This is a genomic window from Nocardia sp. NPDC004278 (genome assembly GCF_053602975.1).
Genome location: NZ_JBSGEQ010000013.1, coordinates 142768 through 168006, shown reverse-complemented (window position 1 = coordinate 168006; position 25239 = coordinate 142768). Strand labels below are relative to the sequence as shown.

Below are 25239 nucleotides of genomic sequence, written 5' to 3'. Positions count from 1 at the left end.
AGCGGCGGCGTCGGGCACCCGTCAGCGCCGGTCGCGCCCGCCGAGCGTCAGGAATGCGAGCCCGAGTGCCAGCACGACCAGCCCGCACCACGAGACGATCGGCAATCGCTCACCCACGACGACCACACCGAGCACCGCCGCAACGGCGGGCTCGGCGAGTGTCAATGTCGTCGCGACCTGCGCCGTCGTATGCCGCAGCCCGTAGCCGAACAGGCGGTAGGCGACGAACGTGGTGAACACCGCGAGATGCGCCGCCACCGCAATGCCGCGCCCGGAATGCAACCACGTTGTGTCGGCGCACAACACAACCGGCAGCACCAACAACCCGGCAATGCCGAACATCGTGCCGAGTACCGCATTCGACGAATGCCCGTGCGCGATGAGTCTGCCGCCGATCAGCGAGTAGACGGCGTAGGTGAGTCCCCCGAAGGCCGCGAGCACGATGCCGAGCAGGTCGACGGGCGCGGTCCCACCCGTCAATTGGGGACCGAGAACGAGCACCACACAGCCGAGCACCGCCGCCGCGGTGGCACCGACCCAGCGTCCGGTCGGCCTGCCCTGTCCGGCAACCCAGGCCAATAGTCCCGCGAAGACCGGCGCACTGCCGAGCGCGATCACCGTCGCAACGGCCACCCCCGTCCGCGCCACGGCCGGATAGAAGGTGACCGGATACCCCGCCACCGCGAGCGCACCGGCGACAACCAGCCACCATTCGCCGCGCGTACACACCAGACGCGCAGCGCCGGTGGACAAATACAACAACAGCCCGCCGAGCACCAACCCGGCCGACCCGATCGCCGCCGCGGGCGCACCCGCGGGCGCCAGCGAACTGGTGGTCCCGGTGGTCCCCCACAACATCGCCGCGACCAGGATGGGCACCGGTCCACTCAATGGCGAGCGCGCCCGGACACCCGAACGCTCAACTACAACAACAGATTTGGAATCGGACAAGGCCATGCACTTCCGTCATCGAATTCAACAGGGATTCGAAACGGGCGCACGGCATCGCCCCGAGGCTGCCTATAGAAGTCAGCCGGGACGCAAAATCTCCAGATTCAGCAGGTGCGCCCGATCAGGCGCACGGGGGCGGCGTAACAGCGTGCCAGTAGATGTCCACGCGGCGATCCTATCGCCACGGCCGGATCGAGTTCACACCGGCGAATGACCGCCGAACATAAGTTTCCGGGCATGCCCTACATCGAAGGATCTTCGATAGGGTTGGGTCTGTGAGGAAGATCGATTCACCGATAGGTCCGGCCGCCGCTGTCCGGAATCCACCTCGACCCGCCGTTGCGCTCGACGATATCGACCGGATTCTGCTCGATCAGCTCGCGCGCGACGGCCGGATGACCAATAGCGCGCTCGCCGATGTCGCGGGTATCGCACCGTCGACGTGTCTGGGACGGGTGCGGGCACTGGTGGAACGCGGCGTGATCCGCGGATTCCACGCCGATATCGACCCGGCCGCACTGGGCCGGAATCTGCAGGCCATGATCGCGGTCCGGGTACACGCCACCGCACGTCAGCACCTCGCCGAGTTCGGCGAGCAATTGGCCGATCTCGACGAGGTGCTCAACGTCTACTTCATCGCGGGCGCCGACGACTATCTGATCCATGTCGCCACCGCCGACTCCGAGGGATTACGGGTCTTCGTACTGGAACATCTGAGCGCACATCCCGCCGTCGCCTCGACCGAGACGATCCTCATCTTCGAGCATGTGCGACCCAGAACCCGTCCGATGCCCTAGGCGGCGAGCGTCTCGGCCGCGTAGTTGTGTGCGGCCGCGACGGATTCGGACAGCAGCTGGCCGCGGTGCGTGCTCAGACCGGCGGCCAGCCCCCGATCCGCGGCGACCGCATCGCGCCAGCCGCGGTCGGCCAGCGAAATCACATACGGCAGCGTGGCATTGGTGAGCGCGACGGTCGAGGTGTACGGCACCGCGCCGGGCATATTGGCAACGCAGTAGAAGACCGAATTGTGCACCCGGTAGGTCGGCTCGGCATGGGTGGTCGGACGCGAGTCCTCGAAGCAGCCGCCCTGATCGATGGCGATATCGACCAGTACCGAACCCGGCTTCATCTGTGCGACAAGGTCATTGGAGATCAGGGTGGGCGCCTTCGCACCGGGCACCAGCACCGCACCGATCACCAGATCGGCCTCGCGGACCAGGCTCTCCACCTCGAAGCTATTGGAGATGATGGTGCGCACCTGCCCCCGGTACTGCTCGTCCAGGGCGCGCAGGCGCGCGATATTCAGGTCGAGCACGGTCACGTCTGCGTGCATGCCGACCGCGACTGCGATCGCATTACTGCCCGAAACACCGCCGCCGAGCACGACCACCTTGGCCGGACGCGCACCCGGCACACCGCCCATCAGCACACCGCGACCACCGCCGCTGCGCATCAGGTGATACGCACCGGCCTGCGGCGCCAGCCGTCCGGCGACCTCGCTCATCGGGGCGAGCAGCGGCAGCGATCCGTCCGCGGCGGTCACGGTCTCGTAGGCGATCGAGGTGATACCGGAGTTCAGCAGCGCATCGGTGCACTCCTTGGACGCGGCCAGATGCAGGTAGGTGAACAGCAACTGCCCCTCGCGCATCCGCGAATATTCCTCGGCCACCGGCTCTTTCACCTTGAGCACCATATCCGCGGTGTCCCAGACCGCATCGGCGCTGTCCAGCACCTGGGCCCCGACGGCCGCGTACGCCATATCCTCGAACGCCGACCCCTGCCCCGCTCCGGCCTCGATGTATACCTCATGTCCGCGCGCAACCAACTCGTGCGCACCGGCTGGGGTACACGCGACCCGGTACTCGTGGTTTTTGACCTCGCGGGGGATTCCGATCTTCATCAACACTCCTGTACGTCGATCCGGTGGATTGGCGACATGTGACCTGTTCGATCACCTCAGTGTGAGTATGAAGATCCTGCAAGATCAGATCCATATCAGTGAAGATAGTTCTCAAATCAGTTGGGCGAGCATCTTGATATTCAGATTTCCGAACTCCTCGACCGGCTGATTCGAACCATATTCGGCTGGCGCGTCAACCACGAACGTTCACCCGGTTCAGTGACGCGACTATGGAAGTCGTGACGTGGGGGTGGTGCGAGTTGATCGAACGCCCGCCTGAGACCGGATAAGGCAGGCCGAGGCCGGTCAGCGGACCCGGTTCGCCAACGCTGTGAAGGCCAGCTTCGGTTCCCAGGTCTTGGCCGCGCCGTCGACGCTGTCGAAGATCTTCACCAGGCCGCCGCTGGCCAGGTCGAGGTCCAGGGTCGGGTCGTCGCGGTGAATGAGGTCGGGGCGGGAGAAGCAGTACCAGAAGGCGGTGTCGATGCCGACTTCGTCCAGGATGTTCAGCATCTCGAGCAGGTGGGCGGCTTGGGCCTGCTCGTCGCGCTCGTAGGCGCCGTCGAGGCGCAGCGGAGTGGCGGTACGAGGGTCCCATTGCAGGATGTCCGCGCCGCGATCGGCCTTGTCGGCTGCGCCGCGGTAGGTGACGCAGCCGAATTCGGTGACGGCCACCGGTTTTCCAAGTTTCGCGCCCTCGCCGACGTAACTGCGCATGAGGTCCGGGTAGCGGTCTGCCAGCGCGGCCGAACGGTATCCGGCATCGGTGGCGAGGATATCGAACAGTTCCCAGTTCACCCGTTCGAAGGGCAGGCAGCAGTAGGTGAGCCTGCCACGGAAGCGGGCTCGCGCGATTTCGGCCGCGCGGCCGAGGAATTCGTTGAATCGGGTCGGCATTTCCGCCATGGCCGCCTGACCTGCGGGGGTGGCCAGAGCAGCGGCCCGCTGCTCGAAATCGTCGCCGGGGAAGAAGCCGTCGACGAACAGACTCAGTTCGGAGCCGACGGCCAGCACCACGTTCGCGCCCTGAATCCGCAGGCGTTCGGCGAATTCCGCGATATCCGCGACCAGTTCGAGCAGTTCGCCCTGGGTGACACCGTTGACGAACGGGCAGATCCACACCTCCAGGCCGACGTCCGCGGCCAGCACGGCCGCCTGCTTCAAACGCTCCACGTAACCGCCGGTGATCCGCACGGCGTCGCAGTGCAGGTCGTCGTGGATGGCTCGCATATCCCGCAACACCGCGTCCGGATCGAACGGTTCGTGCGTGCTGTTGCCGCGATTGATGAAGCCGGTGTCGTAGCACACTCCGATGGCGCGCATCTGTACCTCCTCGATCATTAAGGTACGTTGAGTACCGTAATTTGGACCATAGCGTAGCCCCCACAGCATCGCAAGGTACGCTCAGTACCGTTATGACCGAAAGCACGCGAACAACCCGACGCCGCGGCATCGAACTCGAACAGGCCATCCTGCGCGCGGCCGTGGACGAACTCCTGGAATCCGGCTACCCGGGCATGACCATGGACACCGTCGCCAAACGCGCGGGCACCAACAAGAACGCCATCTACCGCCGCTGGCCCAACCGGGCGGCCCTTGGTGTCGCCGCCTACAAACAGCTGACCGCCACCACCCTCGACCTTCCCGGCACCGGCGACCTGCGCACGGACGCGCTGGAGCTATTGCGGCGCGCCAACTCTCACCTCGCCTCTCCGCTCGGCGAGATCCTGCGCAGCCTGCTCGCCGAGCTAGCGCACGAACCGGGGCGACTCGCCCAGTTGCGCGATCAATCCGGAAACGCCGGAGCGGGGCCGTGGCTCACCGTTCTCGACCGGGCCATCGCACGCGGGCAGGCGCCCGCGGCCGCACGTCATCCGCGCGTCGCCGCGGTCCCGATCGACCTGCTGCGCAATGAATTCGTCACGCGCGGTGTGCCCACCGTGCCCGACGAGGTCCTGGTCGACATCGTGGATACGGTGTACCTACCGCTCATACGCGGCTACGAATCCTGAAAGCCGTTCCGCCGCAACCGAGTCGAGAGTCGGGACCGTTCCGCATCGAACGCCGACAGCACTGAGGCCGACCCCGAACAGGAGCCCGACCGGCGAACATTCGTGATCAACGCACTAGCGCTCCGGGATCTGGGTCAGCGCCCACTCGGCCCACTCCCGCCTCATCACCTGGAAGCGCTTACCCCACTCCATCACGATGCGGCCGTAGACGGACAGGTCATCGTCGTCCCAGTCGATCGACGCCTCGAGTGCGGCCAGTTCGGCTAGGCCCTCCGTGCTCGCGGTCTCGATATCGGACAGATAGTCGCGCGCGTACGCGCGGGGAACCACACCGAGAAAGAAGACGCGCAGCAGCACTTCATTGCGCGCCGGCCGTTTCGGCTTGGTCGTGGTGAGCCATTCGCGCAGATCCGCCAGGCCCGCGTCGGTGATCGTGTACTCCTTGCGGCCGCGCGGACCCTCATCCGACACCGCGATCGAGCCCGCGTCGGCGAGCTTGGTGAGTTCGGTATAGATCTGACTCTGAGTAGCGGGCCAGACATTGGCCAGGGACACCTTGAACCGCTGCACCAGGTCATAGCCGCTGGCCGGGCGATCGGATAACAGTCCGAGCAGCACATACCGAAGACTCATGCCATCACCTTACCTTCCACTATTGACATGTCGATAGAGCAGACTCTAATTTAGACATGTCAAAACTGGAATGTCGCCCCACTAGGAGCCTCCGAAAATGTCGTACCTGCGCACCTTCGCCCCCTGGATCGTCTTCGCGGTGGTCCCGCCGCAGTACTGGCAGTGGGCCGCACTGGCGGCCTTCGGCGTTTCGGCCCTCGGCATCGCCCAGCAGATCCGGGCGGGTCAACGCGTGGCAGCCATGATCATCGACATCGGTTCCGTCGCCTTCTTCGCGGCGGTGGCCGTGCTCGCCTTCGCCGATCCGGACACCGCGCTGCACCCCTACACCCCGGCACTGTCCTCGGGCGTGCTCGCCCTGGTCGCGGGCGCATCACTGGCCGTGCGCATGCCGTTCACCCTGCCGATCGCCAAACGGACCACGCCGCAGGAGGTTTGGGATCACCCCGTCTTCATCCGCACCAGCTACGTCATCACCTCGGTATGGACCGCGAGTTTCGTCATCGGCTGCATCGCGATGGCCGCGCTCGCGCACTCCTCCTCGGGCGTGCGCACCATCGCGCAGGTGCTCGCCTTCACCCTCCCGGTGATCTTCACCATCCGCTACGTCGCCCACATCCAGTCGAAGGCGAACTTGCTCAACGAGTCCGCATCCTGAAATCCCACACCAGATCGGCGCCCATCATGACTACCTCGCTTCCACACCTCACCGGCAACTACGCCCCCGTCACCGAAGAACTCACCGCCTACGAATTACCGGTCACCGGAACGATTCCCGCCGAATTGACCGGCTGGTATCTGCGCAATGGCCCGAACCCGCACGCCGCCGCCTCGGCGCACTGGTTCCTCGGCGACGGCATGGTGCACGGCGTGCGACTCGAGCGGGGCCGCGCGGTCTCCTATCGCAACCGGTGGGTCCGCACCTCCACCTTCACCAACGGTGCACAGGTCCGCGACGCCGATGGCAATTACGACCTCACGGGCGGATTCGCCAACACCCACGTCATCCGGCACGCCGGACGCACCCTGGCACTGGAAGAAGGGTCCTACCCCCACGAATTGACCTGTGAGCTGGACACCGTCGGTCCCTACGATTTCGATGGCAAACTGCACACCGCCATGACCGCACATCCGAAGACCTGCCCGACCACCGGCGAATTGCACTTCTTCGGCTATGCCACCGCTGAGCCCTACCTGACCTATCACCGCGCCGACGCCGCGGGAAATCTGCTGCTCAGCCGCCCCATCGACGTGCCAGGGCCGACCATGCACCACGACTTCAACCTGACCGGCGGGCATATCGTATTCATGGACCTGCCAGTGGTTTTCGACCTCGAGATCGCACAATCCGGTGGCGGCATGCCCTATCGGTGGAGTGACGACTACCAAGCGCGGCTCGGTGTGCTGCGCCGCGACGATCCACACGGCGCGGTGCGGTGGTTCCCGATCGATCCCTGCTATGTCTTCCACGCGCTCAATGCCCACGACGAACCGGGCCGGATCGTGCTACACGTGATGCGCTATCCCAGTATGTGGCGACAGGATTCGCCCACCCGCGAACAAGCGAGCCTCTGGCGATGGACCATCGATCTGGACTCCGGCACCGTCATCGAGGAACAACTCGACGACCGCGCCGCCGAGTTCCCCCGCATCGACGATCGGCTCGCGGGTCTCGACACTCGCTTCGGCCACGCCACCGTCTCCCGCGACAGCGGCGCACTGATCCGCTACGACCTGCACACCGGCGCGAACACCGCCCACGAATTCGGCCCCGGCCGCATCCCCGCCGAGGCCGCCTTCGCGGCCGCGAACGAACACCCCGGCGGCGACGGCTATCTCATGACCTACGTCTACAACGCCGACACCGACCGCAGCGACCTCGTCATCCTGGACGCGACCGATCTGGCCGCCACACCGGTCGCCACCGTCCACCTACCGAGCCGAGTGCCCTACGGCTTCCACGGAAACTGGCTCGCCGACCGCTAACGGCGCATCGGCCCAGGCGGACGGCAGCGCGTCACAGGAGACATCGGCGATATCGCGCAGCCGGGCGGCCGGAATATCCAGCCGACTGAGTTGGATCAACCCCTGGGCCACCACCACGATATTCGCGCTGAGCGCGGAGAGATCGCGCTCAGCGCCGCCGAGCAGTACCGCCGGGCGCAGGCGCGCGGCGACACCGTCCTCCATCGCGTCGGTGCAGCGCGTACTGATCGCGACCACTTCGGGCATCCGCGTCCCGAGCTGGGCGATGCTGTTGAGCATCAGGCACCCGCGCCGGTTCGGTTGGGAGGCGCAGTCATCGATGACCGCCCGCAGCAGCGTCCGGACCGCGCTGCGGGCGGATCCGGGCGCGGACCGGATCACCTCGCGGACGAACTGCGCGCGGCGCTCGCAATAGCGCTCGAACGCAGCCAGGAACAGCCCCTTCTTGCTGCCGTAGGCGGCGTAGATACTGCCGTTTCCGACGCCGGTCACCGCCGACACATCGTCGATCGAGGTGCTGTCGAACCCGTGCGCCCAGAACAGCTCCGTCGCGGCATCGAGCAGGTCCGATTCATCGAACCGTCGCGAACGTCCCATTCGCTCACGCTACCAACGCGGACGAGAGATCGCGCACACTGCTTGATTCTGGAGGCATGGCTCCATAATAATGGTGGACATGTCCGCCAACTCAACGATTCCATCCCGCCGACGGGTGGGCATCCTGCTCTTCGACGGTGTGAAGATGCTCGACTTCGTCGGGCCCGCAGAGGTTTTCGTGGAGGCGAATCAGGCTGGGTGCGACTATGAGGTGGTGCTGGTCTCCGCCGACGGCCGGGATGTGCAGACCTCCATCGGCGCCCGCGTCGCCGTGGCGGGCGCTGCCGCGGATGCCGGGCGCTTCGACACCGTGGTGATCCCCGGTAGCGAACTGCCACCCGCGAAGTTCGTGACCCCCGAGGTATTGACCGCCGCCCGTCAACTGGCCGCCAACACCCGCCGCCTGGCATCCATCTGCAGCGGCGCGTTCGTGTTGGCGAATCTCGGACTCCTCGATGGCAGGCGCGCGACGACGCACTGGAAATTCGCGAAGGATCTGGCGCGCCGAGTCCCGGACGCCCAGGTCGAGCCGGATGCCATCTTCGTGCGCGACGGCAACCTCTACAGCTCCGCAGGTGTGGCGGCCGGGATGGATCTCGCGCTGGCGCTGGTCGAAGCCGACCACGGCGCCGATATCGCCCGGTCGGTCGCCCAGTTGCTGGTCATCTACATGCAACGGGCGGGCGGTCAATCGCAGTTCTCGGCGGCGCTACGCGCTCCGGTGCCGCGCAGCCCGCTGGTACGCACGGTCGCGGACCTGATCTGTGCCGATCCCAGCCATCCGCATACCGTCCAGACCCTCGCCACGCACGCCCGGGTCAGCCCACGGCATTTGACGCGATTGTTCCGCACCGAATTGGAGAGCTCGCCGGCCGAATACGTCGCCTTCATTCGGTTCGGTCTGGCCCGGGACAAGCTGCACGCCGGGTACAGTGTGACCGAGGCGGCGATGGCCGCCGGGTACGGCAGCAGCGAAGCCATGCGCCGCGCATTCGTTACGCGCCTTGGCATTTCGCCGAGCAAGTATCAGCAGCGCTTCCGATCGACGGGTACCACCGCGCTGTTGGAGGACGTCACGGCCGCGTCCTGATCAGGGGGATTTATGGCCCGCACAGCGGGGCGGACCGGTCGGCCGCTGCCCAAGACTGAACGCACCCATACAGAAAGGCAGGATGATGGCAGGAAACCCCCTCGGTATCTCGCTCGAACAGGCGGCACAGGAGTTCGTCGACGCGACCTCCGAGCCGCCGTTTCTCTACCAGCTCAGCCCGGAAGAGGGCCGCAAGGCCGTCGACGGGGTGCAGGACAGCCCCATCGTGAAGCCGGAGATCGATGAGGAGTGGATCACCGTCGAGGGCGGCCCCACCGGTTCGGTGCGGGTGCGCATCGTCAAGCCGAAGGGTGCGACCGGCGTGCTGCCGGTGATCATCTACACCCACGGCGCGGGGTGGGTATTCGGCGATGCGCACACCCACGACCGTCTGGTGCGCGACCTGGCCGTCGGGGTGGACGCGGCCGTCGTCTTCCCCGAATACGACCGCTCACCGGAGGTGCGCTACCCGGTCGCGAACGAACAGTCCTACCGAGTCGCGCAATGGGTCACCACCTCCGGCGCAACGCACGGCCTGGACTCCTCGCGGATCGCCATCGCGGGCGATTCGGTCGGCGGCAATATGGCCATCGCGCTGACCCTCATGGCGAAGGAGCGCGGCGATGTCTCGTTCCGCCAGCAGGTGCTGTTCTACCCGGTGACCGACGCCAACTTCGATACCGGCTCCTACCAGGAGTTCGCCGAGGGCTATTTCCTCACCCGCGAGGGTATGCGCTGGTTCTGGGATCAGTACACCACCAGCGAGGCGGACCGCGCGCAGATCACCGCCTCGCCGTTGCGGGCGAGCACCGAGCAGTTGGCCGGGCTGCCCCCGGCGTTGGTCATCACCGCCGGGGTCGATGTGCTCCGGGACGAGGGCGAAGCGTTCGCGGGCAAGCTGCGCGCGGCGGGCGTGCCCGTCACGCAGGTGCGGTACGGGGCGATCATCCACGATTTCGTGATGGTCAACGCCATGCACGACACCTATGCCGCTAAAGCCGCTGTGGCACAAGCCGTCTCCGTATTGAAGGCCGCGCTGTACACCGCGTGACCCCACCCGTCGAACCCGAAGGAAACCCAGTCGTGAGTACCGAATCCGCCACACCGACCGTCGTACTGGTGCACGGCGCGTTCGCCGACTCGTCCAGTTGGAATGTGGTCGTCGAACAGTTGGTGCAGCAAGGACTTTCCGTCGTTGCCGCCGCGAACCCGTTGCGCGGCCTCGACAGTGACGCCGCCTACGTGGCCGCCGTGCTGCGCAGTATCGAGGGACCGATCGTGCTGGTCGGCCACTCCTACGGCGGCAGTGTGATCACCGTGGCGGCCGAGTCGAATCCGAATATCAAGGCGCTGGTCTATATCGCCGCGTTCATTCCCGACCGCGGCGAGAGCGCGCTCGAGCTGACCGATAAGTTCCCCGGCTCGACCTTGGGGCCGACCACCAGGCCGACGTCATATCCGCTGCCCGACGGTAGCGCGGGCACCGAACTGACCATTCGCCAGGAGGAGTTCCACCAGCAGTTCGCCGCCGATGTGCCCGCGCCGACCGCGCGCCTGATGGCCGTGACGCAGCGGCCGGTCGCCGTCGCCGCACTCGAGGAACCGGCGACCGCGACACCGTGGCGGTCGGTTCCGTCGTTCGCGCTGCTGTCCACCGCGGACAAGAACATCCCGATCGAGACCCAGCGGTTCATGGCCGAACGGGCGGGTGCGCGCACGGTCGAGGTCGCGGCCTCGCACGCGGTCGCCGTATCCGTGCCCGATGCGGTGAGCGCACTGATCATGGCGGCGGTGCGGAGCTGACCGTCAGCCGTTCACCGCGAGGACCAGCTTGCCGGTCGAGGTGCGCCCGCCCATCAGGCGGTGCGCCTCGGCGGCCTCGGCAAGCGGGAACTCCGCGGTGATCGGCAGCTCCACCTGGCCGGTCGTGACCAGACGGAAGGCGCGGTCGGCGATCTCACGCAACACCTTCGGCGCAGCGGTGGTGAGTCCGAGAATCGAGAAGCCGGAGATCGACAGTCCCCGTGGGTAGAGCTCGGGCTGGCCGATCTGCCAGCCCGGCTCACCACTGGCATTGCCGTAGGAGATGAGCCGACCGAACATGGCCAGGGATTCCAGACCGCGCCGCAAGGTCTGGCCGCCGACCGGATCGAGCACGATATCGACACCGCGGCCATTGGTCGCCTCCTGCACGTCCGCGGTGAAGGTATCGGCCAGGAAGGCACCGTCGTAGCCGAGCTTGCGCGCATACTCGGCCTTGGCCTCACTGGAGACCACGCCGTACACCGCGCCCGCGCCCGCGAGCTTGGCCACCTGGCCGACCACGGTGCCCACCCCACCCGCCGCGGCCTGCACCAGGACGGTCTCACCGGGCTGCAGCTTCCCGACGGTATTCACCAGGGCATAGGCGGTCGGCAAAACCGTGGGAAGCGTTGCGGCCGTGCGCAAGTCGACGCCATCGGGCACCGGGAACACCGTCGCGGCGGGCACCACGGCGACCTCGGCGTATGCGCCGCCCTCGGTGATCGCCGCCACCGATTGGCCCACGGCCAACCCGTCCACACCCGCGCCGAGCGCGCGCACCCGCCCCGAGAGCTCCAGTCCCGGCACGAACGGCAGCTCCGTCACCCGATATCCCACCGAACGCGCCTGCAGGTCGGCGAAGTTCACCCCGACATACGCGATATCGATCGCGACCTCACCGGGACCGGGATCCGGAGCATCGAGCTCCACCGCACGCAGTACCTCAGGTCCGCCCAGTTCACTGATCTGAATCGCCCGCATAACCCCACTCCACTCGGCACACTGTGTCGAGTCAGTTCTAGCAGGAAAGGCGGCTACCGGCAGTCCACGACGAGTGCGGTCGTGTTATCGGTGCTCCCGGCCTGTAATGCGCTGTCCACCAACGCTTCCGCGATGCTGCCCGCGGTCTCGTCGGCGGCGAGCATCGCCTTGATCTCGACCATATCGAGTCGCTTGTGCACGCCATCGGTGCTCAAGAGCAGTCGGCCACGGCTGGATCCGGTGGCAGCGCGCCCGATGGCGGCCGGACGTACGGTACGTGTCGAGGTGGTCACGAGATGGTCCATCCGCCCCGACGGCGCGATCCCCTTTGCACGCATGTACTCGGCGACGGTGTGGTCGGTGGTGATCTGGTGCAGCACGCGGCCGTTCCAGCGGTAGGCGCGACAGTCGCCGACCCACGCGATATCGCACGGTCCGTCGGGTTGTCCGGCGGCGGGCAGCACCGCGGCCACGAGCACACAGTCGGCCTGCTGCTCCGGGAACTGGCGCAGCAGTTCCTGCTGGGCCGCGAGCACACCGGCGACCGCACCACCGCGCGCGGCCATCCGGGCGGCGAACGAGGCGGCCGTGCGCGCAGCCCTGGCCGCGAGCAGGTTGTCACCGATACCGTCGGCCACGACGAAGGCGGTGCGGCCGACGGTCGGGTCGGTAAAGGTGGCGAAGGCGTCGGCATTGAGGGAACGCCGCCCCCTCCTGCTCACCCCACCAGGGGTGATGCCGCCGCGCCCGCGGTCATCGGACCGGACGATTGCGATCGAAGCGGTTGTGTGCACGGTCTGTCCTCCCTCGGGCTGGACCTGCCCCATCCTGCCGATCCGCACATCTGTCGTTAATTCAGTGAACCGCGATACCCCAAATAGCGTGCCAAAATTTCCCAAGGGATTCCTGTGAATCGCAATACGATGGCGCGGTGAGCATCGATGAAGGCCTCGATCCGCTGCTGGTGAATCGGGGGAACTGGGACGCGCGCGCACCGATCCACGCGGCCAGCGGGTTCTATCGCGATCACGACTCGTCGCATTGGTTCGCACCCTTCGAATGGGACATCCTCGGCGATGTGCGCGACCGCGACATAGTGCATCTACAGTGCCACCTCGGCACCGAAACGGTCGAATTCGCCAAACGCGGGGCGCGCGCGGTCGGTCTCGACTTCTCCCCCGCATCCATCCGGCACGCCCGCGAACTGGCAGCGAATGCCGTCGAGTACGTCTGCGCGGACGTGTACGACGCGCCGAATGCGGTGGGGCACCGGCAATTCGACATCGTCTACACCGGCAAGGGCGCGCTCTGCTACCTGCCCGATCTGGCCGGGTGGGCGAGCGTACTCGCCGAACTACTTCGCCCGGGCGGCCTGGTCTATATCGTCGAATTCCACCCGCTGCTGCACGCACTCGGCCCCACCCCACCGCCCGAAGTCGATCCGAATTCGCTTGTCCTGCACGATGATTACCTCGCGGGCCGGGGCGCACAACGCCGCGACAGCGACCACACCTACACCGACGGCCCGGCACTGACCACCGACACCACGGCCTACGAGTGGCGCCACGGTCTCGGCGAGGTGGTCAACGCCCTGATCGCCGCCGGTCTGCAGATCACCGATCTCACCGAAACCGAGATGTTGCCGTGGCCACGCTGGTCCCGCATGATCCGGACCGACAACGACTGGTTCCGACTGCCGCCAACGGACCCCATCCTGCCGTTGTTGTACGGATTGGCGGCAACCAAACCGGGCTAGCCGCACCGCATCCCGCCACTTTGCTACAAGATAGCCATCTCACTATTACACTGCGACGATCCACATCGAGGGAGCGTCGAGTGTCCACTACCGTTCGGGTTTTGTTCGTTGTCGTCGCCGTGCTCGTCGGCATCATCGTCGCGGTGATATCCGCAATCCTGTCCAAAGTCAGCGGCTCGCCGACGGGCATCGTGATCCGCGACGGCGGCGTCGCCTTCGCCGGTACCGCGGGCCTGACCCTGCTACTGCTCAAGGCCATCGGGTTGCTCTGATCGACCCCGAGGCCACCTCCCACATCACCCGCCCGGTGCACGCCGATCGAAGAGCCGGTCCCGCGCGATATCGAGCGCGCGGGAGACCGCACCGCTGAGCACGCCGTCATCGCCGAGCGTGCTGGCGGCAATGCGCGGACGCAGCGGCCCGAGTTCGGCCATGCGCCGGGCGATAGAGTCGCCGAGCAGGTCGACATTGTGGCCGATGCCGCCGCCGAGTACGACGAGTTCCGGGTCCAGAATCGCCGCGACCGCGGTGATGAGCGCACCGATGCGGCGCCCCTCGGCCTCGACCACCGAGCGCGCCCGCGCCTCACCCGCCACGGCCGCCGCGAAAATGTCCTTCGCCGAGGCCGGACTCAGCCCGGCCTGCCGCGCGGTGCGGGTGACGCCGCCCGCGGCGGCCACCGTTTCGGTCATCCCGCGGTGCCGGGCATCATCGGGTGCCGCGTCGACCTCGGTGGCGGGTAGGAACGAGACCTCGCCAGCCGCGCCGGTACTGCCGACATAGAGTTCGCCATTGATCACGATGCCCATACCGACGCCGGTGCCGATCGAGACCAGCACGAAGTTGCGCACGCCGACACCCGCGCCGTAGGTGAGTTCCCCGACCGCCGCGAGATTGATGTCGTTCTCGATCGCCGAATCGACTTCCAGCGCATCGCGCAACTGTCCGACCAGTCCGGACCGGCCCCAACCGGGCAGATTCGGGGCGTAGTCGAGCCGACCGGTGGCGGCGTTGAGCACACCCGGACTGCCGATCACCGCGTAATCCACTGCTGCCCAATCCATTCCGGCGTCATTGGCGACCTTGTGCGCCAGCGTGCGAACCCGGCGCACCAGGTCGACGGCCGAGCGGGCCGAATTGCGGATATCGCGGCGGGCGATGAATTCACCGCGCAGATCGGCGATCGCGAGCCGGACCCAGTGGCGACCGATATCGACCCCGGCCACCACACCGGCGCGCACATTCACGTCGTAGATCGCCGTCGTCGGACCCGGCCGACCGCTCAGCGAGCCGACGAGCTGCACCAATCCGGCCTCCTCCAGGCCCGAAAGCGCTGCCGAGACGGTGGGTTTGGACAGTCCGCTCGCCTTGGCCAGCTCGCCGCGCGAGGACGGTCCGTGCAGCCGGAGGTGGTCGAGCAGCAGCCGCTCGTTCATTGTGCGCAGCAGTTGGGGATTGCCGACCTTACTCACTGATCCTCCTCCGCGTAACCACTGGACACCCCGTGGTTAGTAAACTACCTTTCTTATCAACGCTCAACCGGGCGCACCTTTCAATTCCCACTCGGCACGGTGATTCTCATGCGTCGAATTCTGCTCATCACCGCGGCGGCAGCCGCATTCGTCCTGGCTGCGGGCTGTAGCTCCGGCACCGGCGACGCGAAGTCGGGCGGCGACAACCCGACGATCGCGCTTCTGCTCCCGGAATCCAAGACCACCCGCTACGAGGCCTTCGACCGGCCGCTGTTCGAAGCCAAGACCAGGCAGCTGTGCGCGAGTTGCCGGGTGCTCTACTTCAATGCCGATCAGGATGCGGCCAAGCAGCAGGGCCAGTTCGAATCCGCGCTCACCCAGGGTGCCGATGTCATCGTGCTCGACGCGGTGAACGCCGATGCCGTTGCGCCACAGGTCAATCAGGCCAAGCAGAAGAAGATCCCGGTGATCGCCTATGACCGGCTGATCTCCGGCATCGGCTACGAGTACTACGTCTCCTTCGACAATGTAAAGGTCGGCAGGGTGCAGGGCGAGGCCCTGCTGGCCGAGCTGACCAAGCGCGGCACCGTCGACAAGGGGCAGGTGGTGATGATCAACGGCGCGCCGACCGATCCGAGCGCGGGCGATTACAAGCAGGGCGCACACCAGGCGCTGGATGGAAAGGTCAAGGTCGCCAGGGAATTCGATACTCCCGACTGGTCGCCGGATAAGGCGCAGCAGGAGATGGAACAGGCGATCACCGCACTCGGCAAGGATTCCATCGTCGGTGTCTACTCGGCCAATGACGGCATGGCCAGCGGTGTGATCGCGGCCCTGAAGCGGGCGGGTTATGCGACGCTGCCCCCGCTGACCGGTCAGGACGGCGAACTCACCGCGGTACAGCGGATCCTCACCGGTGAGCAGACGATGACCATCTATCTCAACTATCGCGCCCAGGCCGAACAGGCGGCCGAACTCGCGGTCGCGCTGGGCAAGGGCGAAAAGCCTACGGCCCCAGCGGCAACCGATAACGGCTCCGCGAAGATCCCCTCGTTCCTGCTGGACGCGATCGCGGTGAGCAAGGACAACCTGAAGGACACCATCGTCAAGGACGGCCTCTACACCGTCGCCGAGATCTGCACGCCCGACGTCGCGGCGGCATGCCAGGCCGCGGGACTCAAATGAGTACGGCGACAACGATTCTCGCCGCACGTGGCATCGTCAAGCGCTATGGTGCGGTACAGGCACTGGCTGGTGCCGATCTCGAGGTCCGGGCCGGTGAAGTGGTCGCTCTCGTCGGCGATAACGGCGCGGGCAAATCGACGCTGGTGAAGGTGATCTCCGGGGCAATCATCGCCGATGAGGGGGAGATCACCTTCGCCGGGGCCCCGGTGCGGATCACCCGGCCCCAGGATGCGCAGGCGCTCGGGATCACCACGGTTTTTCAGGATCTCGCACTGTGCGACAACCTCGATGTGGTCGCCAATCTGCATCTCGGCACGGAGACGAGAATGTTCAGCGTGCTCTCCGAAATCGCGATGGAGCGCAGCGCGCGGGATCTACTGCGGTCGCTGGATGTGAAGATCAAGGATGTGCGGGCGCCGGTGTCCGCGCTCTCGGGCGGGCAGCGGCAGTCCGTCGCGATCGCCAGGGCGCTGCTCGGGCAGCCCAAGATGGTGATCCTCGACGAACCGACCGCGGCGCTCGGCGTCGAGCAGACCGCGCAGGTGCTCGCGCTGATCGGCCGACTGCGCGAGCACGGCCTCGCGGTGCTGCTGATTTCGCACAATCTGGTCGATGTCCGGACCGTCAGCGATCGCGTCGTCGTCTTGCGTCTCGGCCGCAATGCCGGTGAGTTCGAGACCGCGCAGGCCAGTCAGGAAGCCATTGTCGCCGCGATCACGGGGGCCGTGTGATGAGTGAGCTCGCCATGAAACAACCTGCACTGCAAAGAAATCCGTTGCACGGGTGGGCCGATGCGGCGACGGACCGGCTGCGCCGCGGTGATGTCGGATCCATTCCGGTCGCGGTCGGACTCATCGTCATCGCGGTGGTGTTCAACCGTCTCAATGCGCACTTCCTGTCCGCGGAGAATCTCACCAACCTCGCCTTGCAGATGGCCGCGACCGGCACCATCGCACTCGGCATCGTGCTGGTGCTGCTGCTCGGTGAGATCGACCTGTCCGCCGGATCGGTCAGCGGGCTGACGGCCGTGGTGATGACCCAACTGTATGTGCACCATGGCTGGCATCCGGTGGTCGCGGTGCTCGCCGCAGTCGCGGTGGGCGCGGCGATCGGACTGCTGCACGGGGTGATGCGAACCCAGCTGAACATGCCGTCGTTCGTGGTGACGCTGGCCGGGTTGATCGGCTGGCAGGGACTGATGCTGTATCTGCTCGGCAAGGAAGGGACCGTCAATCTGCCGTTCGATCGCGGGATCGCGACGATCAGCGATACCTGGCTGCCGCCGTGGCTGGCGTGGCTGTTCGTGGTGCTGCTCGCGGGTGGGCACTTGGTCGCGAGTGTGCGCACCAGGCGGCAGCGGGCGATGGCCGAGCTGACGGTGTCGGCTCCCGGGTGGATCGCGCTGCGTTCGGGTGCGCTGGCATTGCTGCTGGCCGCCACCGTGGTGGTGCTGAATTCCGATCGCGGGGTGCCGCTGACCCTGGTGATCTTCGGCGGACTGGTACTGGCCGTCGATCTGGTGCTGCGGCGCACCGTCTTCGGGCGGCGCATCTACGCCGTCGGCGGCAATGCCGAGGCCGCACGGCGCGCCGGAATCAATGTGACGTGGGTACGCATCGCCGCATTCATCGGATGCTCCGCGCTCGCGACGGTCGGCGGCATCCTCGCGGCGTCCCGCCTGGTGGCGGTCAACCAGAGTTCCGGTGGCAGCGACATACTGCTCAATGCCATCGCGGCGGCGGTCATCGGCGGCACCAGCCTCTTCGGCGGACGCGGACGTGCCTATGCCGCACTACTGGGAATCCTTGTCATCCAATCGATTACGAACGGCATGCTGCTGCTGAACGTCGACTCGTCGGTGCGTTTCATGGTCACCGGCACGGTGCTGGCCGTATCGGTCGCCATCGATTCGGTGGCCCGGCGCGGAGCCGAAGGGACCCGCTGAGTTCAGCCGCCGAAGACCAGACAGGCGAAGCCGACGTGCACACCGGTGCCGACCCGGACGTCCACCGTCGCGATGGGCGTGACGTCCGGGGCCTGGACGGCGCTCAGCGTATGCGGGCCGGTGGTCGCCGGAAACCAGGTGAACAGCGCGATGCCGCCGAGCGGACGGACCACGCCGAGCAGTACACCGTTGTCGTAGAACGAAACCGGCTCGGCCGCATTATCGACATAGGCCTCGGCGGTGGCCGCACAGTCGGTGCCGTAGTTGGTCGCCAGGCCGTAATTCGAATCCGGCATGACGCCCATCCGGGTCACAACGGCACTCGCGTTCGGCGCGACGCCGGTCAGCGTGACGGCGGCGACGCCGAACAGCGTGGCGATCGTGATCTTTCGGTAGCTCATGATTCGGTCCTCATGGTGCGGCGCCGGATGCGAGTTGCCAGTGGTTGCATTGATCGTTACCCCATAGCGGCCGTCGATATACGCGAATCGCCCAGCGTTTCGCAATTATGTACCAGGCGGTCGGTTTACTGCCCTGGCGCCACCGCACCGATTTTCACGCTCACCCGCCTGTTCCCATGCTTTGCACAATCTAGAACGTGTTCTAACGTGATCTCATGGACGTGACATACGAAGGCACGAAGCGGGAACTCAGCACCGATCAGGGGGTGCTGCGCTATCACGAGGCGGGCGATGGACCGCCGCTCTTGCTGCTGCACGGGTCCGGGATCGGTGTGAACGGGTGGCGCAACTATCGTGGCAACCTCGCGGTCTTCGCCGAGCACTTCCACTGCTACATACTCGAATTTCCCGGGTTCGGCGTGAGCGACGCGGTGGACGGGCACCCCGTGCTCACCGCGGGCGCGGCGGTGCTGCGGTTCATGGACGGACTCGGCATCGAATCGGCGGCCATGGTCGGCAACTCGATGGGTGGTGTGGTCGCGGCCAACCTCGCGATCCAGCATCCGCAGCGGGTCAGCAAATTGGTCACCATCGGGGGTATCGGCCCGAATATCTTCAGCTCGAGCCCGAGCGAAGGGATTCGGCTGCTGCAGGAATTCGCCGACAAACCCGATCGGGACAAGCTGCTGCGCTGGTTGCGGAGCATGGTCTACGACCCCGCGGTGATCACCGACGAGATCATCGAGGAACGCTGGGAGGCCGCGCAGCATCCGGACACCCAGAAGACCGCCGCGATGATGTACGGTTCGGCGGCCTGGGCGATGCAGCAGAAGTTCCTGGCGAACTCGAAAACTCCGCCGTACTGGTCGATGCTGCACAAGGTGCAGTGCCCGACGCTGCTGACCTGGGGTCTCGACGACCGCGTCAGCCCGCCGGATATGGCGCTCGTGCCGATGCGGCTGATCCCCAATGCGGAACTGCACGTCTTTCCGAACAGCGGACACTGGGTCATGATCGAGGCCAAGGCGGCCTTCGAACGCGCCACCCTGGAATTCCTGCGCCGCTGACTCGCGACCTCAGTCGCCCGCCGGGTAGACCGCGATCTCGACGAGGTTGCCATCCAGGTCGCGGCAGTAGTGCGAGATCATGTCACCGAGCGCACCCGATTTGGTGACCGGACCGCTGGTGATCTCAACTCCGCAGTCCACCAAATGATCTCGCACCTGCCGCGGCGAGGCCCGGGTGATGAAGCACAGATCCTGCGACCCTGCCGCTTCCGTGCGAGCCGTCACCCAATTCGGGTCGCGCGCGAGCGCGCCGACCGGTCGCAGGTTGATCTTCTGATTGCCGAAGTACAGCGCGGTTCGGCCGGTCGGGCCGAACGTCGCCACCCGCATGCCGAGGACTTTCGCGTACCACGCCGCGGTTGCCTCGACATCGGCACAGTTGATGACAATGTGGTCGAACCGCTCGACTGAGAACGCCATACTCGGGACCCTACGCCGGTTCTCAGCGTGAGCAGCCTGTTGTGCTAGGTGAAAGGGGCTGTGTCCGTGGGTAATCCGGCAGCGGGTCGCTCGTCTTCGGTGCCATGATGCGTTCCATGCCCGCCATGGATTCCAGCACGGACAGGCGGGTGAGGGCGTTTCGAATCGCCATGCCCGGGCGGGTCTTGGGCACCATGAGTCGAAGGTTCGGTCCGATCTGCTGTTTGCGGTCGACCAGGGCGCGGTGGCTCTGCTCGTAATCGTGAAAGCCTTGGCGGTGCTCGCCGTTCGCGGCGGCGAGGGCACCGGCGAGCCGGTACGCGCCGACGAGCGCCAGTTCGGCACCGGCTCCAGAGGCGGGTGAAGCGCAGTAGGCGGCGTCACCGACCAGAGCGATGCGTCCGGCAGACCAGGACGTCATATGGACCTGGCCGAGCGAGTCGAAATACAACTCCGGATCGGCCAGTGCGCCGTCGAGCAGTGCTGGCACGTTCCAGGCGGATTCGTTGCCGAACCGGTCGGCCAGCACCGCGCGGGCCGCCGCCGCATCACGCGGGTCGAGGTCGAGCAGTGGGCTGCGGAAGATGAAGTAAGCCTTGGCCTGTGCGTGGTTGCCGGACCGATAGATTCCGGACATCGCACCCGGTGTGTTGTAGACGGTGACCCAGCGGTCGGGTCCGAGCGCCGCATCGGCATTGCCGAAGGCGAAGTAGTGGTCCAGGTGGCGGACGAAGTCCCGCTCCGGGCCGAAGGCCAGCCGCCGGACGGTCGAATGCAGGCCGTCCGCACCGATCACCAGGTCGAATCGCCGTCGCGGACCGTGCTCGAAGGTGACGGTGACACCGTCGTCGTCCTGGTCGAGGGCCTGGATCGAATCGCCGAAAAGGTATTCCACACCGGTATTGCTGTCGTGCAGGATCCGGACCAGATCGCCGCGCATGATCTCCACCTCGGCGCTGTCGTATTTGTCCTTGATCTTCTGCATGTCCATGCGGGCGATGGGATCGCCGCTGACGTTCACGAACTGCATGCCGGTGACGTCGGCGGCGGCAGAGCGGAGCTGCGACATGATGCCCATGCGCTCGGCGACCCCGATCGCGTGATCGCGCACATCCACCCCTTGGCCGCCGACCCGCAGGCCGGCTGCCCGTTCGACAATTGTCGGCCGGAATCCGTGTCGCACAAGCCAATACGCCAATGTCTGCCCGGCGATGCTCGCACCGGAGATCAAAACCCGCTCGTTTCGCATTGTCCACTCCCTGTCTCGAAATCGACTGACCGATGGTCAGTACTGTACGACGCTGACCGTCGGTCAGTCAAGGGGTAGGATCGGTCACCATGGCCGACGATTCACGTGCCCGCATCCTGGTATCCGCGCTCGACCTCTTCGCCGAACGCGGATACCACGCGGTCTCCGTGCGTGAAATCGCCGAGCGGGTCGGGCTCACGAAAACCGCAGTGCTGTATCACTTCCCGAGCAAGAGGGATATCGTCGCCGCGCTCGTGGAGCCCTTGCTGGCCGACAGCGAGGCGGTGCTCGAAGCCGCGGGCCACCAGCGCGATGCGCGGTCGCAATGCTGGGCGGTGGTGGCAGGACTGCTCGATGTATGGCTCGCACACGGTCAACTGTTGCGAATGCATATGCAGGACCAGGCGCTATCCAATGACGAGGCGACCTTCGCGCGATTGCGGACCATCGCGCTGTCCGCGCAGGACCTGATCGCCGGCCCCGACGCCGATTTCACCACCAGAGTCCGTGCGGCGCAGGTCTACGCGGCACTCAGCGACCCCGTGGTCATCTTCGCCGACCGTCCGACCGACGAACTCCGCGCTGCCGTCCTCGACGGCGCCCGGCGCCTACTCGGCGCTCCGGCCGCCCACCACGCCCCCGCCCACCGATCACCACCGATCCCGGACTCCCCCGCCCACCCGATCCGCCGCGGCCGCCCAGGCGCCATGACCACCGAAATGGTCGAATCCGCCCGCCACATGCGCGATTCCGGCCGACCAATCGACGAAATCGCCGCCGAATTCGCCATCTCCCGCGCCACCCTCTACCGACACCTCGGCAAGCAGAACTAATTATGAGAATAATTTCGAGACAAGCCGTTGTCGCACCGACGTCGCCCCACAGGTGCTCGACCCGGTCCTAGTTCCTAGACTGGCGGGATGATGTCGACTGCGCAGGTGCTGGCGCTCGGTGGGGTGATGCTGGTGGGGGCCATGTCGCCGGGGCCGGATTTTGTGATCGTGACACGCAATGCCGCGGTTTCGGGACGGCGGGTGGGGGTTGCCAGTGCGGTTGGGATCGCGTTGGGGGTGTTCGTGTGGTCGATGGTGACGGCGGTCGGGGTCGCGGGGGTTTTGGCGGCATCGGCGGTGACGTTCACCGTGCTAAAGCTCATCGGTGCTGGGTATCTGGCCGTGCTCGGGCTGCGGGCGCTGTTGGCCGCGCGGCGGGGTGACTATCCGGTCGAGATGCCGGAGTTGAAATCGCATGGCACGACCCACGCATTTCGCCAGGGACTGCTGTGCAATCTGCTGAACCCCAAGGTGGCGGTCTTCTTCATCGCCTTGCTGCCGCAGTTTCTGCCCGCCGAGCCGAGCACCCTGGACACCCTCGAATTGGGCATTGTGACGGCAACCGTCTGCCTGGCCTGGTTCTCGCTGCTCGCGGTCGGTGTCGGCGCGCTGCGCCACGTACTCGATCGCCGGTCAGTCCGCCGCGCGATCGATGCCACCATGGGCACGTTCATGGTCGCCCTCGGCATCCGAATCGCGGTGCAGAGCAACTGAAGCCGGGTTAGTTGCACATAAGCCACATGAGCCACGGATCGGGCGACTAGTCTGCGGCCATGGCAGTTACGTGGCCGGATGATATCGACGATGTCCTGCGCGGTGACCTCACCGCTGGATTGGCGTACATTACTCCGGCGGGTGGGGCGGTGGTGACCGCGGTGTCACCGATCGGGTTGCGGGATCGGGAGTTGGGGACGGTCGGGTTCACGACCTCACTCGGCTTCGGCCGCAAGCTGGATCGGATGAAACGGGAGCCGAAGGTCACGCTGGCATACCATGCGCGTGAGCACGGGTTGGGCAACCCGGCCAATTAGCGCTTCGTCGTGGTACAGGGCCTGGCGACCTTCGACGCCGAGCCCGACCAGACCGTCCTGGACCGAATCGGTGAGCAGGCCACACCCTATCTCGGCGTACCGCGACGCGGACGATTCTGGGATCGCTGGCTCAGTGCGTACTACGCCGACCGAGTACTGGTGACGGTCACGGTCACCCGGATCATCGCGTGGCCGAACCTGGATGCGACCGGCGAACCAGAGGTATACGGCGAACCGCTACCCGATATCGCGGATGCCCAGAAGCCACCCGCGAAAGGCACCGGCCCGCGGATGGACAGCGCCAAGGCCGCGGCGAGCGCCGCGAAACTGCCGCATCGGCTGCTCGCCTATCGACAGTCCGACGGCTATCCGGCCGTGGTCCCGGTGCGGGTCGGCGATTCGAGTTCGGCGGGCATAAGCCTCACGATCCCAGCGGGAGTCGCCCAGGGCGGTCGCCGCGCGGGTCTGCTCGCGCATACCTATCGTCCGCAACTGGTCGGACTCGAATGCCGCCAGCACACCGGCTGGATCGAAGTCGACAGCACCGACGCGACCTACGCCCCGCACACCCGATCCGGGTTCATCGCACCTCCGAACAAGACACTCCTGTTGCTGGCCAACGGCTTCATGGCTCGCCGCGGGCTGGCCCAGGCCCGAAAGCAGGGCCGCCTCGACGCCTTGCGCTGACTCGTACCGGCGACTACACCAACGTCACCGGCAGCCTGGCATGCCCATTGGAGATGAAGCTGACCACGCTCCCCAACTCGGACGGATCCGCTGCCAGCCGCATATTCGGAAACCGTGAAAAGATCGCGGGCAACGACACCAGCGCTTCGAGCCGAGCCAGCGGCGCACCGAGACAATGGTGCGCACCGTACCCGAAAGCCAAGTGCTCCTTATTGTCTCGGGCCACATCGAACAGATCGGCGGTGTCACCGTGCAGCTTCGGATCACGGTTGGCGGCCGCGTACGAGGGGAGAATCGGCTCCCCCTTAGCGATATGTACCCCGTCGACCTCGATGTCGTCGACCGCGAATCGCAGCGGCAGATGTGCCACGGGTGCCTCCACCCGCAATGCCTCCTCGACCAGATCGGCCCAGGTCGCCCGCTCCTCGCCCAGCGCGGCGCGCTGCTGCGGATTGGTCAACAGCGCGAAGATCGCCTGGTCGAGCAGGTTGACCGTGGTCTCATGCCCGGCACTGATGACCAGCAGCAGCGTATCGATCAACTCCTGCTCGGTGAGCTGCGATCCATCGTCCTCGTCGCGATGTGAGATCAGCAGACTGGTCATATCGTCGCCGGGATTGTCGCGCCGATATGCCACCAATTCACCGAGAATGCGATACATCTCCATGTAGTTGGCCTGCGACTGCTCCGGACCGAGCGAGGTGTCGAAAATACCGTCGACGCATTTGCGCAGGCCCGGATTGAGTTCTTCGGGCACGCCCATCAATTCGGAGATGACCTGAATCGGCAGCGGATACGCGAAAGCCTCACGCAGATCGACCGATTCGCCCGCCGGCGTCGTCGCGAGTCCGGCGAGCAGTTCCTCGGTGATCCGCTCGATCTGCTCGCGCATCGCCTCGGTGCGTCGGTGGGTGAACGCGGGCGCGACCAGCTTGCGCAGCCGCTTGTGGTCCGAACCGTAGGCGGTGAACATATTATTGGCCGCGACCCAGAGGAAAAGCGGCCAGTCGTGCGGAATCTCGCCATTGATGAATGCCGGCCAATGCTGGCTCGCGTCCTTCGACACCCGCGGGTCGACCAGCAGCTTCTTCAGCAGCCCCGCATCCGTTACCGACCAGGCGCGCACACCGCCGGGCAGTTCTACCAGCGCCACCGGCCCGCACTCGCGCAGGCGCGCCGATTCGCCCTGGATATCGGTTCCCGTCGGATCCAGGGTTATAGGGTGTTGATCCACAGAAAT

27 protein-coding genes and 1 pseudogene are annotated in these 25239 nt (G+C 66.1%); 16 read left to right on the top strand and 12 right to left on the bottom strand.

Going from position 1 to position 25239, the window contains the following annotated elements; translation table 11 throughout:
• Positions 1-21 precede the first annotated feature (21 nt).
• Positions 22-879 (bottom strand): EamA family transporter, encoded by an 858-nt coding sequence (locus tag ACWEO2_RS21635; RefSeq protein WP_354951019.1) that lies wholly within the window; start codon positions 877-879, stop codon positions 22-24.
• Between the two features lie 356 nt (positions 880-1235).
• Between ACWEO2_RS21635 and ACWEO2_RS21630 the strand changes: the two genes are divergently transcribed.
• The gene (locus ACWEO2_RS21630; protein ID WP_354951294.1) at positions 1236-1748 is read left to right on the top strand and encodes an Lrp/AsnC family transcriptional regulator; all 513 of its coding nucleotides are present in this window, start codon (positions 1236-1238) and stop codon (positions 1746-1748) included.
• On the opposite strand, the gene ald is transcribed toward ACWEO2_RS21630, so the two are convergent.
• Together ald and ACWEO2_RS21620 are read right to left on the bottom strand one after the other, a co-directional pair.
• Positions 1745-2851: an alanine dehydrogenase gene (ald, locus tag ACWEO2_RS21625; RefSeq protein WP_452406952.1), complete on the bottom strand. Its 1107-nt coding sequence runs from the start codon at positions 2849-2851 to the stop codon at positions 1745-1747. The genes ACWEO2_RS21630 and ald overlap by 4 nt on opposite strands.
• A gap of 306 nt (positions 2852-3157) precedes the next feature.
• Positions 3158-4192 (bottom strand): hypothetical protein, encoded by a 1035-nt coding sequence (locus tag ACWEO2_RS21620; protein WP_452406951.1) that lies wholly within the window; start codon positions 4190-4192, stop codon positions 3158-3160.
• A 74-nt stretch (positions 4193-4266) separates the two neighbouring features.
• Here ACWEO2_RS21620 and ACWEO2_RS21615 point away from each other — a divergent pair, with 74 nt between their 5' ends.
• Complete coding sequence (locus tag ACWEO2_RS21615) at positions 4267-4863, top strand: TetR/AcrR family transcriptional regulator (RefSeq protein WP_452406950.1); 597 nt, start codon at positions 4267-4269, stop codon at positions 4861-4863.
• A gap of 114 nt (positions 4864-4977) precedes the next feature.
• On the opposite strand, the gene ACWEO2_RS21610 is transcribed toward ACWEO2_RS21615, so the two are convergent.
• Entirely contained in the window at positions 4978-5496 is a 519-nt protein-coding gene (locus tag ACWEO2_RS21610) for a PadR family transcriptional regulator (protein ID WP_355180675.1), read from the bottom strand.
• A gap of 97 nt (positions 5497-5593) precedes the next feature.
• Between ACWEO2_RS21610 and ACWEO2_RS21605 the strand changes: the two genes are divergently transcribed.
• Positions 5594-6154: a hypothetical protein gene (locus ACWEO2_RS21605; RefSeq protein ID WP_452406949.1), complete on the top strand. Its 561-nt coding sequence runs from the start codon at positions 5594-5596 to the stop codon at positions 6152-6154.
• 26 nt (positions 6155-6180) lie between these two features.
• Positions 6181-7482 (top strand): carotenoid oxygenase family protein, encoded by a 1302-nt coding sequence (locus tag ACWEO2_RS21600; protein WP_452406948.1) that lies wholly within the window; start codon positions 6181-6183, stop codon positions 7480-7482.
• On the opposite strand, the gene ACWEO2_RS21595 is transcribed toward ACWEO2_RS21600, so the two are convergent.
• Entirely contained in the window at positions 7429-8079 is a 651-nt protein-coding gene (locus ACWEO2_RS21595) for a TetR/AcrR family transcriptional regulator (RefSeq protein WP_452406947.1), read from the bottom strand. The genes ACWEO2_RS21600 and ACWEO2_RS21595 overlap by 54 nt on opposite strands.
• A gap of 79 nt (positions 8080-8158) precedes the next feature.
• On the opposite strand from ACWEO2_RS21595, the gene ACWEO2_RS21590 reads away from it, so the two are divergent.
• From ACWEO2_RS21590 to ACWEO2_RS21580, 3 genes are all read left to right on the top strand, one after another.
• Positions 8159-9169: a GlxA family transcriptional regulator gene (locus ACWEO2_RS21590; RefSeq protein ID WP_452406946.1), complete on the top strand. Its 1011-nt coding sequence runs from the start codon at positions 8159-8161 to the stop codon at positions 9167-9169.
• 85 nt (positions 9170-9254) lie between these two features.
• The gene (locus ACWEO2_RS21585) at positions 9255-10220 is read left to right on the top strand and encodes an alpha/beta hydrolase (protein ID WP_452406945.1); all 966 of its coding nucleotides are present in this window, start codon (positions 9255-9257) and stop codon (positions 10218-10220) included.
• 32 nt (positions 10221-10252) lie between these two features.
• Positions 10253-10972 (top strand): alpha/beta fold hydrolase, encoded by a 720-nt coding sequence (locus ACWEO2_RS21580; RefSeq protein WP_452406944.1) that lies wholly within the window; start codon positions 10253-10255, stop codon positions 10970-10972.
• A 3-nt stretch (positions 10973-10975) separates the two neighbouring features.
• Here the strand turns inward: ACWEO2_RS21580 and ACWEO2_RS21575 are convergent, their stop codons facing one another.
• Together ACWEO2_RS21575 and ACWEO2_RS21570 are read right to left on the bottom strand one after the other, a co-directional pair.
• A complete protein-coding gene (locus ACWEO2_RS21575) occupies positions 10976-11953 on the bottom strand; it encodes a quinone oxidoreductase family protein (protein ID WP_452406943.1) in 978 nt (325 codons plus the stop codon).
• Positions 11954-12006: 53 nt separating this feature from the next.
• Positions 12007-12747, bottom strand: coding sequence for a PP2C family protein-serine/threonine phosphatase (locus tag ACWEO2_RS21570; RefSeq protein ID WP_452406942.1), 741 nt, complete (start codon positions 12745-12747; stop codon positions 12007-12009).
• A gap of 137 nt (positions 12748-12884) precedes the next feature.
• On the opposite strand from ACWEO2_RS21570, the gene ACWEO2_RS21565 reads away from it, so the two are divergent.
• Complete coding sequence (locus tag ACWEO2_RS21565) at positions 12885-13709, top strand: class I SAM-dependent methyltransferase (protein ID WP_452406941.1); 825 nt, start codon at positions 12885-12887, stop codon at positions 13707-13709.
• A gap of 80 nt (positions 13710-13789) precedes the next feature.
• Positions 13790-13981, top strand: a complete 192-nt coding sequence (locus ACWEO2_RS21560; protein ID WP_355180657.1) for a hypothetical protein — start codon at positions 13790-13792, stop codon at positions 13979-13981.
• Positions 13982-14005: 24 nt separating this feature from the next.
• Here ACWEO2_RS21560 and ACWEO2_RS21555 read toward each other — a convergent pair whose 3' ends face one another.
• Positions 14006-15181: an ROK family protein gene (locus tag ACWEO2_RS21555; RefSeq protein ID WP_452406940.1), complete on the bottom strand. Its 1176-nt coding sequence runs from the start codon at positions 15179-15181 to the stop codon at positions 14006-14008.
• 108 nt (positions 15182-15289) lie between these two features.
• Between ACWEO2_RS21555 and ACWEO2_RS21550 the strand changes: the two genes are divergently transcribed.
• From ACWEO2_RS21550 to ACWEO2_RS21540, 3 genes are read left to right on the top strand one after another with little or no spacing between them, the layout of a single operon-like run.
• The gene (locus ACWEO2_RS21550; protein WP_452406939.1) at positions 15290-16366 is read left to right on the top strand and encodes a sugar ABC transporter substrate-binding protein; all 1077 of its coding nucleotides are present in this window, start codon (positions 15290-15292) and stop codon (positions 16364-16366) included.
• A complete protein-coding gene (locus ACWEO2_RS21545; RefSeq protein ID WP_452406938.1) occupies positions 16363-17097 on the top strand; it encodes an ATP-binding cassette domain-containing protein in 735 nt (244 codons plus the stop codon). Before ACWEO2_RS21550 ends, ACWEO2_RS21545 begins: the two co-directional genes overlap by 4 nt.
• 14 nt (positions 17098-17111) lie before the next feature.
• The gene (locus ACWEO2_RS21540) at positions 17112-18311 is read left to right on the top strand and encodes a sugar ABC transporter permease (RefSeq protein ID WP_452406937.1); all 1200 of its coding nucleotides are present in this window, start codon (positions 17112-17114) and stop codon (positions 18309-18311) included.
• A gap of 2 nt (positions 18312-18313) precedes the next feature.
• On the opposite strand, the gene ACWEO2_RS21535 is transcribed toward ACWEO2_RS21540, so the two are convergent.
• Positions 18314-18712, bottom strand: coding sequence for a hypothetical protein (locus ACWEO2_RS21535; protein ID WP_452406936.1), 399 nt, complete (start codon positions 18710-18712; stop codon positions 18314-18316).
• Positions 18713-18927: 215 nt separating this feature from the next.
• Here ACWEO2_RS21535 and ACWEO2_RS21530 point away from each other — a divergent pair, with 215 nt between their 5' ends.
• Entirely contained in the window at positions 18928-19779 is an 852-nt protein-coding gene (locus ACWEO2_RS21530) for an alpha/beta fold hydrolase (protein WP_354951054.1), read from the top strand.
• A gap of 9 nt (positions 19780-19788) precedes the next feature.
• Here ACWEO2_RS21530 and ACWEO2_RS21525 read toward each other — a convergent pair whose 3' ends face one another.
• Together ACWEO2_RS21525 and ACWEO2_RS21520 are read right to left on the bottom strand one after the other, a co-directional pair.
• Positions 19789-20199, bottom strand: a complete 411-nt coding sequence (locus ACWEO2_RS21525) for a VOC family protein (RefSeq protein WP_452406935.1) — start codon at positions 20197-20199, stop codon at positions 19789-19791.
• 22 nt (positions 20200-20221) lie between these two features.
• A complete protein-coding gene (locus ACWEO2_RS21520; RefSeq protein WP_452406934.1) occupies positions 20222-21448 on the bottom strand; it encodes an FAD-dependent monooxygenase in 1227 nt (408 codons plus the stop codon).
• Between the two features lie 89 nt (positions 21449-21537).
• Between ACWEO2_RS21520 and ACWEO2_RS21515 the strand changes: the two genes are divergently transcribed.
• The 3 genes and pseudogenes from ACWEO2_RS21515 to ACWEO2_RS21505 all read left to right on the top strand — a co-directional run bounded on the left by ACWEO2_RS21515 (position 21538) and on the right by ACWEO2_RS21505 (position 23999).
• A complete protein-coding gene (locus tag ACWEO2_RS21515; RefSeq protein ID WP_452406933.1) occupies positions 21538-22281 on the top strand; it encodes a TetR family transcriptional regulator in 744 nt (247 codons plus the stop codon).
• An 87-nt stretch (positions 22282-22368) separates the two neighbouring features.
• Entirely contained in the window at positions 22369-22995 is a 627-nt protein-coding gene (locus tag ACWEO2_RS21510; RefSeq protein WP_452406932.1) for a LysE family translocator, read from the top strand.
• Positions 22996-23054: 59 nt separating this feature from the next.
• Positions 23055-23999 (top strand): annotated as a pseudogene (locus tag ACWEO2_RS21505) (hypothetical protein).
• A gap of 13 nt (positions 24000-24012) precedes the next feature.
• Here ACWEO2_RS21505 and ACWEO2_RS21500 read toward each other — a convergent pair.
• Entirely contained in the window at positions 24013-25233 is a 1221-nt protein-coding gene (locus ACWEO2_RS21500) for a cytochrome P450 family protein (protein ID WP_452406931.1), read from the bottom strand.
• Positions 25234-25239: the final 6 nt, after the last annotated feature.

Bases quoted from the DNA above. Each gene is read 5' to 3' on its own strand.
- ACWEO2_RS21515 (WP_452406933.1), top strand. From the start codon at position 21,538: ATGGCCGACGATTCACGTGCCCGCATCCTGGTATCCGCGCTCGACCTC.
- ACWEO2_RS21615 (WP_452406950.1), top strand. From the start codon at position 4,267: ATGACCGAAAGCACGCGAACAACCCGACGCCGCGGCATCGAACTCGAA.
- ACWEO2_RS21525 (WP_452406935.1), bottom strand. From the start codon at position 20,199: ATGGCGTTCTCAGTCGAGCGGTTCGACCACATTGTCATCAACTGTGCC.
- ACWEO2_RS21545 (WP_452406938.1), top strand. From the start codon at position 16,363: ATGAGTACGGCGACAACGATTCTCGCCGCACGTGGCATCGTCAAGCGC.
- ACWEO2_RS21540 (WP_452406937.1), top strand. From the start codon at position 17,112: ATGAAACAACCTGCACTGCAAAGAAATCCGTTGCACGGGTGGGCCGAT.
- ACWEO2_RS21520 (WP_452406934.1), bottom strand. From the start codon at position 21,448: ATGCGAAACGAGCGGGTTTTGATCTCCGGTGCGAGCATCGCCGGGCAG.
- ACWEO2_RS21535 (WP_452406936.1), bottom strand. From the start codon at position 18,712: ATGAGCTACCGAAAGATCACGATCGCCACGCTGTTCGGCGTCGCCGCC.
- ACWEO2_RS21530 (WP_354951054.1), top strand. From the start codon at position 18,928: ATGGACGTGACATACGAAGGCACGAAGCGGGAACTCAGCACCGATCAG.
- ACWEO2_RS21585 (WP_452406945.1), top strand. From the start codon at position 9,255: ATGGCAGGAAACCCCCTCGGTATCTCGCTCGAACAGGCGGCACAGGAG.
- ACWEO2_RS21510 (WP_452406932.1), top strand. From the start codon at position 22,369: ATGATGTCGACTGCGCAGGTGCTGGCGCTCGGTGGGGTGATGCTGGTG.
- ACWEO2_RS21550 (WP_452406939.1), top strand. From the start codon at position 15,290: ATGCGTCGAATTCTGCTCATCACCGCGGCGGCAGCCGCATTCGTCCTG.
- ACWEO2_RS21595 (WP_452406947.1), bottom strand. From the start codon at position 8,079: ATGGGACGTTCGCGACGGTTCGATGAATCGGACCTGCTCGATGCCGCG.
- ACWEO2_RS21620 (WP_452406951.1), bottom strand. From the start codon at position 4,192: ATGATCGAGGAGGTACAGATGCGCGCCATCGGAGTGTGCTACGACACC.
- ACWEO2_RS21610 (WP_355180675.1), bottom strand. From the start codon at position 5,496: ATGAGTCTTCGGTATGTGCTGCTCGGACTGTTATCCGATCGCCCGGCC.
- ald (WP_452406952.1), bottom strand. From the start codon at position 2,851: ATGAAGATCGGAATCCCCCGCGAGGTCAAAAACCACGAGTACCGGGTC.
- ACWEO2_RS21575 (WP_452406943.1), bottom strand. From the start codon at position 11,953: ATGCGGGCGATTCAGATCAGTGAACTGGGCGGACCTGAGGTACTGCGT.
- ACWEO2_RS21600 (WP_452406948.1), top strand. From the start codon at position 6,181: ATGACTACCTCGCTTCCACACCTCACCGGCAACTACGCCCCCGTCACC.
- ACWEO2_RS21605 (WP_452406949.1), top strand. From the start codon at position 5,594: ATGTCGTACCTGCGCACCTTCGCCCCCTGGATCGTCTTCGCGGTGGTC.
- ACWEO2_RS21590 (WP_452406946.1), top strand. From the start codon at position 8,159: ATGTCCGCCAACTCAACGATTCCATCCCGCCGACGGGTGGGCATCCTG.